This window comes from Mesorhizobium sp. WSM4848 (assembly GCF_055811375.1).
The window spans coordinates 159242-171334 of record NZ_JBVVPX010000009.1 but is presented as its reverse complement, the minus strand read 5'-3'; the positions used below and the strand labels follow the sequence as shown (position 1 = coordinate 171334).

Annotated in this window: 11 protein-coding genes; 7 read left to right on the top strand and 4 right to left on the bottom strand. The window is 60.4% G+C overall.

Annotated features, from left to right (window positions below; all coding sequences use genetic code 11):
• Positions 1–724: 724 nt before the first annotated feature.
• Positions 725–1078 (top strand): hypothetical protein, encoded by a 354-nt coding sequence (locus AC0L16_RS11785; RefSeq protein ID WP_473620878.1) that lies wholly within the window; start codon positions 725–727, stop codon positions 1076–1078.
• Between the two features lie 49 nt (positions 1079–1127).
• Here the strand turns inward: AC0L16_RS11785 and AC0L16_RS11780 are convergent, their stop codons facing one another.
• The 3 genes from AC0L16_RS11780 to AC0L16_RS11770 all read right to left on the bottom strand — a co-directional run bounded on the left by AC0L16_RS11780 (position 1128) and on the right by AC0L16_RS11770 (position 2899).
• Positions 1128–1547 carry a hypothetical protein gene (locus tag AC0L16_RS11780; RefSeq protein WP_473620876.1) on the bottom strand — a complete coding sequence of 140 codons (420 nt, stop codon included), beginning with the start codon at positions 1545–1547 and terminating at the stop codon, positions 1128–1130.
• Positions 1544–1786, bottom strand: a complete 243-nt coding sequence (locus AC0L16_RS11775) for a hypothetical protein (RefSeq protein ID WP_473620875.1) — start codon at positions 1784–1786, stop codon at positions 1544–1546. Before AC0L16_RS11775 ends, AC0L16_RS11780 begins: the two co-directional genes overlap by 4 nt.
• A 528-nt stretch (positions 1787–2314) precedes the next feature.
• Positions 2315–2899, bottom strand: a complete 585-nt coding sequence (locus tag AC0L16_RS11770; RefSeq protein WP_473620873.1) for an ATP-dependent DNA ligase — start codon at positions 2897–2899, stop codon at positions 2315–2317.
• 849 nt (positions 2900–3748) lie between these two features.
• On the opposite strand from AC0L16_RS11770, the gene AC0L16_RS11765 reads away from it, so the two are divergent.
• The gene (locus AC0L16_RS11765) at positions 3749–4552 is read left to right on the top strand and encodes a MipA/OmpV family protein (RefSeq protein ID WP_473620872.1); all 804 of its coding nucleotides are present in this window, start codon (positions 3749–3751) and stop codon (positions 4550–4552) included.
• 414 nt (positions 4553–4966) lie between these two features.
• Here the strand turns inward: AC0L16_RS11765 and AC0L16_RS11760 are convergent, their stop codons facing one another.
• Positions 4967–5614, bottom strand: coding sequence for a hypothetical protein (locus AC0L16_RS11760; RefSeq protein WP_473620871.1), 648 nt, complete (start codon positions 5612–5614; stop codon positions 4967–4969).
• Here AC0L16_RS11760 and AC0L16_RS11755 point away from each other — a divergent pair.
• From AC0L16_RS11755 to AC0L16_RS11735, 5 genes are all read left to right on the top strand, one after another.
• Entirely contained in the window at positions 5570–6169 is a 600-nt protein-coding gene (locus tag AC0L16_RS11755; RefSeq protein WP_023796771.1) for an ANTAR domain-containing response regulator, read from the top strand. The two genes, AC0L16_RS11760 and AC0L16_RS11755, sit on opposite strands and share 45 nt — an antisense overlap.
• Before the next feature lie 2 nt (positions 6170–6171).
• On the top strand, positions 6172–7410 hold the full coding sequence (locus tag AC0L16_RS11750; protein WP_473620869.1) for a CmpA/NrtA family ABC transporter substrate-binding protein: 1239 nt from the start codon (positions 6172–6174) through the stop codon (positions 7408–7410).
• 355 nt (positions 7411–7765) lie between these two features.
• Complete coding sequence (locus tag AC0L16_RS11745; protein ID WP_473620868.1) at positions 7766–9166, top strand: CmpA/NrtA family ABC transporter substrate-binding protein; 1401 nt, start codon at positions 7766–7768, stop codon at positions 9164–9166.
• A gap of 75 nt (positions 9167–9241) precedes the next feature.
• Positions 9242–10327, top strand: a complete 1086-nt coding sequence (locus tag AC0L16_RS11740; protein WP_473620866.1) for an ABC transporter permease — start codon at positions 9242–9244, stop codon at positions 10325–10327.
• 9 nt (positions 10328–10336) lie between these two features.
• Positions 10337–12088 carry an ABC transporter ATP-binding protein gene (locus tag AC0L16_RS11735; protein WP_473620864.1) on the top strand — a complete coding sequence of 584 codons (1752 nt, stop codon included), beginning with the start codon at positions 10337–10339 and terminating at the stop codon, positions 12086–12088.
• The last annotated feature ends 5 nt before the right edge of the window (positions 12089–12093 follow it).

Below are 12093 nucleotides of genomic sequence, written 5' to 3'. Positions count from 1 at the left end.
GGTATGGGGGAATGGGGCGGAGGCCCGTCGCTTCGCAAATGTAGCGGCGGGTCTTCTGCATAGAGGTCGCGTCCCAGTCTACGCGCTGCCGTCCGTCTCGCTTTCCTCGTCTATCGCCCGGACCTGCAGTAAGCAGCTGTAGGTATCGGCGAAGTCGAGATCGAGGAAGACATAGGGAGTGTCTACGAAGTGCGTGAACGACGGGCCGTTCTGATAAACCAGTTTCAGCAGGTGCGAATTTTTCTACGAGTGCCCTAGGGCGAACACTCAAAAGGTTCAAAAGGTCACCTACCTGCGAGTCTCTGCAGGGCACAGAATCGATTAACCGGAAAGCCGTTAATTAAATTGGCCTAAGGCATTGTCCTCTATAGGGGCTTTTGAATTAACTCCACCTCGCGAGCATGCGCGTACTGGTCCCGAAATTACGCTCCCCAATAGGGGTAATGGCCTCGATTACCACGCTATAGCAACGGGCCGTTTTGATAGCGGTGCAGTGGCGAATTTTTGCATAGCCCCCCTATGCGGAACACTCAAAAGGTTCAAAAGGGTCAGCCGCCGCCGCAGAACTGGCTTGCCGTAACCTGCCGGCTGCGCAATTGTCACCCCTGCCTGCTGCTGGGGAGGGTTGGGATTTGTCTGACGACGATAAGAAGCCACATATCCGACTGGCCGTCGAAAACAACAAGAAGACGGTCGACAAGGCCTGGGCAAAGCAAGATATCGAATGGCCTCTACGACAGCTTGCTGCCAGAAGTGCGGCGAGTGGCCGGACGACAGGGATGTCAAAGACGCACTCGATTTTCACGATCCGCGACTGCGGGACTACACCAGGACATATGATGAGCGGCGCTCGTCGATGGAGGATATCGTTGAAGGCGCCCTTCGGATGGCTGCAGGTAGAATAGTCAGACAGAAACTGCAAGAAGACCACGGAGAAAAGGACTTGCTCGGAGCCATTCGACGACTGGAGGAATTTCGAGCTGAGCAGAAAGCCAAGTGGGCCGCAGAGGCCAAGGCAGCCCGTACCGTGCCGGCCAAAAAATCCCGCGCAAAGCTGATCCGCAAGCCTAAGCTGTAGCGAAAGCCCGCCCCCGTTAGGCAGCGGGCCCAAGTCGCTCAACTAATCTTTAGGCCGCCCGCGCCGGCAAGCTGGAGTAAGAAATCGGCATCTCTTTAGGAAATTCGCGTGGATCACTGACCACCCGCCCCAAGATGTTGATCCATTCTCCAATAGCGGCCTTGGTATAGGTGACGCCGAAATGGACGCGAAACACTTCGTTATCGGCGCCCCGGCGCGCGAACTTGCCGTCCTCGTCCTTCCCAGTTTTGGACCAGAGCGCCATATGCGGGCTGCCGCCCGAAAATTGGCAGACGATCAAACAGTCGTTCTCAAGTTCGGCGAACGGGTCGACGGTCAACAGTTCCTTGGCGTACTTGGTGTCCATGACGTTGCCGCCGATTACGTCGGTATAGGCCATAATCTCGAAGGAGAACTTCCCCGCCTTTGCAGGGTCAATTACCTTCGCCAGTGTGACGGGCGCGTTCATGACGCGTCCCCGCCTAGGGCTTCGTAGTAGGCTTTCCTGGCCTTTTTGGTCATCGACATCGTGACGCAGGCTACGAAGAACAGGCGGTCGCCTTCCGCCTCGGGGATGACGTAATTAGCGTTTTCGGGAGTGGTGTCGAAATGCCCTTCCAACATATCCATCAGCACGTCAGCCATGTTGACAGAGTCGCAGAGCAGCGGCTCCAGACCAAAGAAGGCCTTCTCGTTGGCGGCGCTCATACGGCACCGCCTTTCCCGGTCCGCATCATGGACAGCAAGAGCGCGGCGACGTGCTCTTCCTTAAGGTGGCCAAAGGTACCCTCCCGCACCGCGCTCAACATTGCCTGGGGCGGCCATGACGGCTACTGTGTCGCCAGAAACCGGGTTCATCCGGGGAATGTCGGTCTCCATAAGTTTCTGAACGGGCCTCGCTTTCGGTCGGCGGCCAGGCACCAGCATGACATCCGTGCTAAGTGCCCCCAATTCGGAGGGAAAGATGCGACTATTTTTGGTGTTGATTTTGATGGCGCTGAGCGGCTGCGTATCCAATGTTTCCCCGGATAGTGATGGTATACCACGCCGCGCGTCCTTTGCTGGAAACCATTAGCCCGCTTAATTTGGCTGATTGCCAACGCCTATTTGCCGGTGCCTCAGCACTTGACGAGGAAAGCGAGACAAGCGGCAGCGCATAGAACGCGGAAAGCTAGCTTTCATCCCAGAAGTCCTGAAGCGAAGCGTGGCGAAGGTCGTCCTCGCCCCTGAGGTGCTTCACGCGGGCTTTGATCCCCGGCTTAACCCACTGTGTTGCCGGCCGCTTTGGTATTTTCTGTCTCGACGCTTCGATACCATCCCCTCCAGGCCGGCCTTGTCGATCAGATGATAGATCGCGTTGGCCTCGCCTGGCATTGTCTCACTGAACTGGATGCGGCTGTCGGACCCTATAAGGCCGGCCAGGATTTCCCGCCGATCCTCAAGAGCCATGTCGCGCAGATCGTGGCCATTGAGATGCAGCAGATCGAACGCGACGAAATAGAGGTCGTGCTGGCGCCTCGTGATTGCCTTGCGCAGCGCGGCAAAATCCGAAAGGCCAGCCTCATTAAGGACGACGACTTCGCCGTCGATGATGGCGTTCTGTACGTTGAGACCTTTGGCTGCCTCGACCAGATCGCCGTACTTCGATGTCCACTCGAGTCCGCGGCGGGTGAAGATCCGCGCACCGCCGGCGTCGATGATGATCTGGGAGCGGTAGCCGTCAAATTTGGCTTCATGCATCCAGTCATCGCCTTGGGGCGGCTTGGCTACCAAGGTCGGCATCATCGGAGGAATAAGTTCTAGCCGGCCGCCGGCACTCACTCGTTTAGCCACCAAATTGACTCTAGGCTCATCCGATTTGACAGCCAGGGGAACGGAACGTGACCATTTTACTAAATTAGTAATGATGCATGAGAGGCTTATGGTAGAACTAGCCGGCGACCCAAACCCCCGCCGGTTAGGCCCGGCGGTCGGTTGCCTACCCCGCAGCGGCTGCCGGGCCGTCTGAAGTGGTAGGCACGGTGAGGCCAAGTGTCCCGAATTAGAACCAGCCAGATCGGCATGCCGTTCTCCTTGAAATAGGACACCACCGGCAGCGTCAGGTAAGCCGCCGCACTGACGCGTGGAGCGCCGTCCGCGTCACATTCGCCTTAGTAGCCGCCGCCCATGCCGCCGCTACCGCCGGGGCTACTGCTGCCACCGTTTGTGGTCTGTGTCGTGGAATGCAGCGCTCCATTGCTGGTCATGCACCCGGCGGCACCGGTTAGGATCATGAGCAAGACTGCGATTGTGATGTGACTGGGCATAAGGGTTGTCTCCCTTCCGTGGGTTCCCCCGCAATCGGTCAACAACATTGCGCTCGGTTCTATTCCATCACGATCGAGTGACGGATTTGGGGCTTTTGACACCCATTTCAGACAGCTTTTGCCTTGGTCATGCCGGATCACCACTCAGCCCTTTTGAGATAGGCCGCGTCGGCGCGGCCCCAGTGATAATCACGACGGGCCGAGGTTGTCTTTAAGCTATGCCTCGATCTGTTCGCCCACGAACTCCAAAATTCGGCCACACGACGCGGTTGCTGATATTCACTATGCCAATTTCGCTTGCAGCATCTTTGTTGATACTTCACCATGCATTGGAACGATATCTAGCGTCCGAAGGTGGAAGGTTTTGATCAAAATTGGCCTCAGCGTGGTTGCTGCAACCGTACTCCTTGTGACGCGCGCCTGGTCAGCCGACAATTCAGGAGTGGATCAGGCGCCGCAGACTGATGTCGACGTTGTCATTGAACTCGGCCTTGGCGGAGTAATTCAGCCTGAATACGAAGGTTCAAAGGATTATGAGATTTGGCCGTGGCCAGTGATCGGCTTCGGCTATCTCGCCATCCCCGGTTTGTTTGCAATCGGTAGCCCAGAGGCTCAGGCAGGCGGATTCGCGATCGGTCCGTCCTTCAACTACACCTCTGATCGGGACGTCAGCGATGATCCAGACCTGTCCGGGCTTGATGATGTCGACGCTACATTCGAAGCTGGTTTGCGGGCCAGCTATGAATGGACCAACGCGGAGGTTTGGGGAGAGGCTCGCTATGCTTTCGGGGGTGCTGACGGTGTCGTGGGTGAATTCGGCGTGAACGCGGTGGCCCGGCCTACGCCTGAGCTCGAGCTCAAATTGGGACCTTTCGCGACCGTTGCTTCAGCCGACTATATGGACAGCTATTTCGGAGTTTCGGCTCGAGAATCCGCTAACACAGGCTTCAGAGTTGACGCCTTTGATCCAGGCGGTGGCTTTAAGAGCGTGGGTATCAGGGGGCTTGCAAGATATGAATTTCGGCCGACCTGGTTTTTGAACGCAAAGGCATCGTACAGTAAGCTTGTGGGCGACGCCGCCGATTCGCCGATTGTTAAGTTTGGCAGTGAAGATCAATTCGCTTTCGGCTTGAGTATCTCGAAGAGGTTCTCGTTCGACTTGTTCTAATACCTGGCGTCTGGGCCCGGCCGAAAGGGGTTCGCCAAGCTCCACTTTCCGCATAGCAAGGTAGACCGGGGCGGCTAGATCGCCTGCATCGCTCATGGCAATCGCTTCTGTGCTTTCCAATGCGCGGACCAATTCAGCCGCGCCAACGACTGATCCTCGCTACTCAAACCGCGCTCGCGCTGCGACGTGCCTCTGATATGAGCGCCGACAAGACCCGGCGATCGGCGACGGCCTCGCATGTGTAGCGACCATGTTTGTACAGTCCGTGAGCCGACCCGCTCGGAGCTCCACCGTAGGCACCATGCATTCGGCAGACGTTCTTTCCTCGTACGGCCGGGGCATGACATCGAACGCCTGACCGCTTGCTCTTTGCTGAGCAGCGTATGGCCAAGTGCATGTGGTTAACCGCCATTTTTATGACTCGCCCCCACCCCGCCCCACGTTGCCCACTATGGCCTGGCCGCCCTTTTCAACGTTCACGCGCTCGACAATCACGCGCTGCTCTCCCTTGCTGCGATAACGCTTCAGAGCCTCAACCTGGGCCACATATGTACGGGCGAGGCGATTCAATGCCCGTTCCTGCGATTCCTTCAATTCCCACGTCTTTGCTTGTCCCATGCACATAGCGGCATTCATCGTGGCCATGTGAATGGCGGCCATCTGGACACCAAGAGTCGCTTCGATCTGGTCCTTCGGTCGGAGCCCGCATACCATGGAGAGGGCATAGTTCATGTCGCCCTCACGCACCACGCTACCGACTTGAGCGGCCTTGGCCAGTGAATCGAGAGTGCCAGCAAGGAAAGTGCCGTTATCGGCGCCTACGGCTTCGGCCAGGAGCTCATAGCCCAGTGACGGATCAGGGTGATCCACCGTGAGCGATGCGACGCGGCTGCCGCCATCGTCGCTCATCGAGATTTTTATTTTCGGAACCGGACGCTTGCTCTCGCGGCGCTTAGCGTACTGGTCAATTCTTACCTTGCCGCATTGCACAATCGCGCGCCGTGCGCAAAATGCGGCATGATCCGCAAATCCCTCACCGTCCTGGTGATCGACGAAAACCACATCCGCGCCTCCATCATCGAGGCGGGATTGCGGGAGGCCGGGCATGAGCAGGTCACGGTCGTTCACGATGTTGCGGGAATAGCGCGGCGCATTGCCGAGATCGAACCGGACGTAATCGTCATCGATCTCGAAAATCCCAACCGCGATATGCTTGAAAACATGTTCCAGCTTTCGCGCGTGGTGAAGCGGCCGATCGCCATGTTCGTGGACCGGTCGGATCAGGCTTCAATCGAAGCTGCGGTGGAAGCGGGGGTCTCCGCCTATGTCGTAGACGGGCTGCGCCAGGAGCGCGTCAAGCCGATCCTCGACATGGCGATCAGCCGCTTCAACGCGTTCTCGCGGATGGCGCGCGAACTGGAGGAGGCCCGCAGTGAATTGGAGGACCGCAAGGTCATCGACCGCGCCAAGGGCATCCTGATGCGATCACGCGGCCTGTCGGAGGACGCGGCCTATACGCTTCTGCGCAAGACCGCCATGAACCAGAACCGCAAGATAAGCGAAATCGCGCAGAGCCTGGTGACGGCGGCAGGCCTTCTGGATCCCGGAGAAAGTTGAGCATGGCGGCCGAACACCAGATCAATGCCGGTTTCATACCGCTCTTCGACAGCGCCGTCCTTGTCGCAGCGAGGGAGATCGGCTTTGCCGCACGCGAAGGCGTCGACCTGACGCTCAGCCGCGAAACCTCTTGGGCCAACATCCGCGACCGCATCGCGATCGGGCATTTCGACCTGGCGCATATGCTGGGGCCGATGCCGATCGCCTGCAATCTGGGGCTCACCCCACTCGCCTCCGACACGATCGTGCCGTTCTCGCTGGGGCTGGGCGGCAACTGCGTAACGGTTTCGAACGCGCTCTGGGCGGGCATGGCCGCGCACGGGGCCTTGCCCGATCTCAATCCGGCGCGGGCCGGCAAGGCGTTGGGAGCGCTGATCCGTGAACGGGCAAATACCGGTCGCGACCCGCTGCGCTTTGCGGTCGTGCATCCGCACTCCGGACACAACTACGAACTGCGTTACTGGCTCGCCGCCTGCGGCATCGATCCGTCGCGCGAAATAGAAATCGTCATCGTGCCGCCGCCCTTCATGGCCGACGCACTCGCCACCGGCAGGATCGACGGCTATTGCGCCGGCGAACCCTGGAACAGCGCCTCGGTCGTCGCCGGCACCGGCCATATCGCCACGGTCAAGGCCACCATCTGGAAGACCAGTCCCGAAAAGGTCGTCGGCGTGCGCAAGGCCTGGGCCGAAAAACACCCGGAAGCGCTTTCGGCGCTGCTGCGCGCGCTCCATCATGCCGCGCGCTGGTGCCAGGATCCGGCAAACCGCGGCGAACTGGCCGCCCTGATGGCGCAGCCTTCCTTCCTCGGCCTTTCACCGGCGCTGCAGATGCCGATCCTGACCGGCCATCTTGCGCTGGGCGGCGGCGCGGAGCTGACCGTCGAGGACTTCTTTCTGCCTTTCGGCAAGGCGGCAAACTTTCCTTGGAAAAGCCACGCGCTGTGGTTCTACACGCAGATGGTCCGTTGGGGGCAGGTCAAGCACAGCGCTGCCCACATGGCGCTCGCGCGCGACACCTACCGGCCCGACCTCTATCGCGCAGCGCTGAAGCCGCTCGGCGTCGCCCTGCCGGGAGCCAACGCCAAGGTCGAGGGGGCGCTGACCGCTGCCACCCCGGTAGGCTCGGCCGGCGCCAGCCTCGTCCTTGGTCCGGATGGTTTCTTTGACGGCCGCATCTTCGATCCCGACAGGATCGACGACTATCTCGCTGTCCGCGACTGGGCTATGCCCACAGGCTGAACATTCCTTGCGCACTATCGTGCGCTGCACAATTTTTGTGCCACTGCACAATGAGAGTGACTGCCGCATGAGCATCGACAGCCCGACGCCCCAGCTGTCGCGCCCGCGCGGTCGATTGTTTTCATTGCGGAATTTGTCGTAAGACCGAACTGGCACGGTTCGTGCTTGGTAACTCATAGGCCCTCGGGTCACCGTTCACGGCGTCCAATGGCGGGCGCCACAGGCAAAGCTGCCGCTCAGGTCACCACGCGATCCCGGACTGCCGGACGCGGCGGCCTGGTCGGCGGCTTTTTTGTTTTGGTCCAACACGCAGTCGATGGCGCTGATCCCAAGCCGCGCCCAACCGGAGATGACGATGACGAAACGGATCGCGTTAAACCTCATGCACTGGCTGATGCTGGCGGCCGGTGTCGCCACGCTCGGCCTCCAACTTTCTCCCATTGCCGCCCGTGCCGAAATGCTCGCCGTAGAAAAGGACGAGCTGAAGTTCGGCTTCATCAAGCTCACCGACATGGCGCCGCTCGCTGTCGCCAAGGAGTTTGGTTACTTCGAGGACGAAGGGCTTTATGTGACGCTCGAGCCACAGGCGAACTGGAAAGTCCTGCTCGACGGGGTGATCACCGGTCAACTCGATGGCGCCCATATGCTGGCGGGTCAGCCGCTTGCCGCGACCATCGGCTACGGCACCAAGGCCGATCTGGTGACGCCGTTCTCCATGGACCTGAACGGCAACGGCATCACCGTCTCCAACGCGGTCTGGGAAATGATGAAACCCAACATACCGGTTGAAAACGGCAAGCCTGCCCATCCAATCAAGGCCGACGCCCTGAAGCCGGTCATCGATGCGTTCAAGGCCGAGGGAAAGCCGTTCAACATGGGTATGGTCTTCCCGGTTTCGACGCACAATTACGAACTGCGCTACTGGCTGGCCTCGGGCGGCATCAATCCCGGCTACTATTCGCCGGGCGACACGTCCGGTCAGATCAAGGCGGACGCGCTGCTTTCGGTCACCCCGCCGCCGCAGATGCCGGCCACGCTCGAGGCCGGAACCATCGTCGGCTACAGCGTTGGCGAGCCGTGGAACCAGGCTGCCGTGTTCAAGGGCATCGGCGTCCCGGTCATCACCGACTACGAAATCTGGAAGAACAATCCGGAAAAAGTTTTCGGCATGACCAAGGAGTTCACGCAAAAATACCCAAACACCACGCTTGCGGTCACCAAGGCGCTCATCCGCGCCGCGGTCTGGCTGGACGAGAACAATAATGCCAATCGGCTGGAGGCAGTGAAGATACTTGCCAAGCCGGAATATGTCGGCGCCGATGAGGCGGTCATCGCGAATTCGATGACCGGGACATTCGAATATGAAAAGGGCGACAAGCGCGACGTTCCCGACTTCAATGTCTTCTTCCGCCATTTCGCGACCTATCCCTACTATTCCGACGCCGTCTGGTATCTGACCCAGATGCGGCGCTGGGGCCAGATCCCGGTCGGCAAGGACGATCAGTGGTATGCCGACACTGCAAAATCCGTCTACCTGCCCGATGTCTATCTCAAGGCCGCCAAAATGCTGGTCGACGAGGGCAAGGCCAGCAAGGCGGACTTTCCCTGGGAGAGCGACGGCTACCGGGCACCGAGCGCGGAGTTCATCGATGGCATCCCCTACGACGGCAAGAAGCCCAACGCCTATATCGACAGCCTGTCGATCGGGCTGAAGGGCGAGCAGATCATCGAAGGCACTGAAATCGCTGGCGGATAGGCCCGTCGATCCGGGCAGCCGGTCCTATCCGGCTGCCATCCCCGGCCAGACCAAGAAGACAGGAATCGCTTACCGATGACATTCGCAACCGAAACAAGCACCCGGCTGGACACGGCCCGAGCCATGCGCAAGGAGCAGCACCTCGCCCGCATCAACCGGGCGGCGAGGTGGCTCGAAGTATTCGGCCTTGCCTGGCTGGCGCCGATACTTAGGATCGCCGCCGGGGACAACTTTTCCGAGCAATTCGGCGAACTCAGGCGTGTCCTGGTCATCCCGCTGCTTGGAATCGCAATCTTCCTCGCGGCGTGGGGCGTGCTCGCTCCGCGTGTGCAGACGTCGCTTGGGGCGATACCCGGCCCGATCCAGGTCTGGGAGCAGGCCGGCGTTCTGTGGGCCGACCATTGGGCCGAACGCGAAAAGGAAGCAGCATTCTACCAGCGGCTCGAAGCGCGCAATGCGCAACTGGTGGCCGAGAACAAGGCAGACCAGGTCAAGCAGCGCGCCTATACCGGCAAGCCGACCTATTTCGACCAGATCGTCACGTCGCTTGAAACTGTCGGCCTGGGATTTGTCATCGCCACGATCATCGCGGTGCCGCTCGGCATTGCGTCCGGACTGTCCAAGACATTCAACGGCGCCATCAACCCGCTGGTCCAGATATTCAAGCCGGTCTCGCCGCTGGCCTGGCTGCCGATCGTCACGATGATCGTTTCGGCGGTCTATGTCGACACCAGCGCCGCGCTGCCGAAATCGCTCGTCATTTCCGCCGTCACCGTCACGCTGTGCTCGTTGTGGCCAACGCTGATCAACACCGCGCTCGGCGTCGCCTCCATCGACAAGGACCTCGTCAATGTCGGCAAGGTGCTTCAGCTTTCGACGGCCACCACGATCCGCAAGCTCGTCCTGCCTTCGGCGCTTCCACTGATCTTCACCGGGCTTCGCTTGTCGCTCGGTGTCGGCTGGATGGTCCTTATCGCCGCCGAAATGCTGGCCCAGAACCCGGGTCTGGGCAAATTCGTCTGGGACGAATTCCAGAACGGATCGTCTTCGTCGCTCGCGCGCATCATGGTCGCGGTGCTCACTATCGGCATCATCGGCTTCGCGCTCGACCGCATCATGTTTGCGCTGCAGTCGGCGCTGACCTTCTCGGCCAACAGGTAGAGGCAGGCGATGGCTATTCTTGAAGTTAGCGGCCTGTCGAAAGCCTATGGCGAGGGAGCCAGGCGGACCGACGTCCTCTGCGACATCAACCTCAAGGTCGAGGAAGGCGAGTTCATCGCCATCGTCGGTTTTTCGGGCTCCGGCAAGACGACGCTGATTTCGGCGATCGCCGGCCTCGTCCGGCCCGACAGTGGCGGCGTGCTGGTGCGCGGCAAGGAAATCGATGGCCCCGGACCCGATCGCGGGGTGGTCTTCCAATCCTATTCGCTGATGCCTTGGCTTTCGGTATACGGCAATGTCGCCCTGGCGGTCGATGCCGTGCTGAAAGCCAAGCCAAAGGCCGAGCGACGGGCGATCACGCGGCGATACATCGATCTGGTCGGCCTTTCGCACGCCATCGATCGCAAGCCGGCCGAGCTTTCGGGCGGCATGCGCCAACGTGTGTCGGTCGCCCGGGCGCTTGCCACGCGGCCGGATATTCTCCTCCTCGACGAGCCCTTGTCGGCGCTCGACGCCCTGACCCGCGCCAAGCTGCAGGATGAACTGGCCGACATCTGCGGCAAAGAGAAGAAGACCATCATCCTTATCACCAACGATGTCGACGAAGCGATCCTGCTTGCCGACCGGATCATCCCCTTGAAGCCGGGGCCGAAAGCGACGCTCGGACCATCGTTTCGCGTCAACATCGAACGGCCGCGCAACCGCGCGGCGATGAACCATGACGAGGAATTCATCCGGCTGCGTGCCGCGGTGACCCAGTATCTCATCGACGCCGGCGCCGAAGGCGGCGACCTCGAAAGCGGGATAGAGCTGCCGAAAATCGTGCCGATCAGGCAGAAGAGCGAACCGCCGAAAGCCTACCGCGATGCGTCGGCATCGCCGGCTCAAAGTCGCTATGTCGAGTTCTACGAGGTGCGCAGGGTCTATCCGACGCCAAAGGGCCCGGTCACTGTTGTCGACGGATTCGACCTCAAGATGAAGAAGGGCGAATTCATCACCCTCATCGGTCATTCAGGCTGCGGCAAATCCACGGTGCTGTCGATGGCGGCCGGCCTGAATGGCATTTCCAGCGGCGGCATCGTCCTCGACGGCAAAGAGGTGACGGGCGCTGGGCCCGAACGCGCAGTCGTCTTCCAGGCGCCGTCGCTGATGCCGTGGCTCACCGCGCGTGAGAATGTCGCGCTCGGGGTCGACCGGGTCTACCCCGATGCGACGACGGCCGAGCGCAAGGACGTCATCGAATATTACCTGCATCGTGTCGGGCTCGGCGATTCCATGCACAGGCTTGCCGCCGAGCTCTCCAACGGCATGAAGCAACGCGTTGGCATCGCGCGCGCCTTTTCGCTGTCGCCCAAGCTGCTGCTGCTCGACGAGCCGTTCGGCATGCTGGATTCGCTGACCCGCTGGGAACTTCAGGACGTCCTCATGGATGTATGGAAGCGAACGCAGGTGACGGCCATCTGCGTCACCCATGACGTCGACGAGGCGATCCTGTTGGCGGACCGCGTGGTGATGATGTCGAATGGCCCCAACGCCCGGATCGGCAACATCATGGAGGTGGATTTGCCGCGCCCTCGCTCCCGCAAGGCGCTGCTCGCCCACCCGCACTACTACGCGTACCGGGAAGAGCTGCTCGATTTTCTCGAAGCCTATGAGGGCGGCGCCAATCCCGACCCGGCGCTGCTGGAACAGATCAAACAGAAACGCGCGGACCGTACGCGCCGCGGCGACAGCGCGCTTCGTGTCGCGGCAGCGGAATAGGAGGC

Coding starts and splice junctions, on each gene's coding strand:
- AC0L16_RS11735 (WP_473620864.1), top strand. CDS start 10,337: ATGGCTATTCTTGAAGTTAGCGGCCTGTCGAAAGCCTATGGCGAGGGA.
- AC0L16_RS11785 (WP_473620878.1), top strand. CDS start 725: ATGGCCTCTACGACAGCTTGCTGCCAGAAGTGCGGCGAGTGGCCGGAC.
- AC0L16_RS11750 (WP_473620869.1), top strand. CDS start 6,172: ATGGCGGCCGAACACCAGATCAATGCCGGTTTCATACCGCTCTTCGAC.
- AC0L16_RS11775 (WP_473620875.1), bottom strand. CDS start 1,786: ATGAGCGCCGCCAACGAGAAGGCCTTCTTTGGTCTGGAGCCGCTGCTC.
- AC0L16_RS11755 (WP_023796771.1), top strand. CDS start 5,570: ATGATCCGCAAATCCCTCACCGTCCTGGTGATCGACGAAAACCACATC.
- AC0L16_RS11740 (WP_473620866.1), top strand. CDS start 9,242: ATGACATTCGCAACCGAAACAAGCACCCGGCTGGACACGGCCCGAGCC.
- AC0L16_RS11780 (WP_473620876.1), bottom strand. CDS start 1,547: ATGAACGCGCCCGTCACACTGGCGAAGGTAATTGACCCTGCAAAGGCG.
- AC0L16_RS11745 (WP_473620868.1), top strand. CDS start 7,766: ATGACGAAACGGATCGCGTTAAACCTCATGCACTGGCTGATGCTGGCG.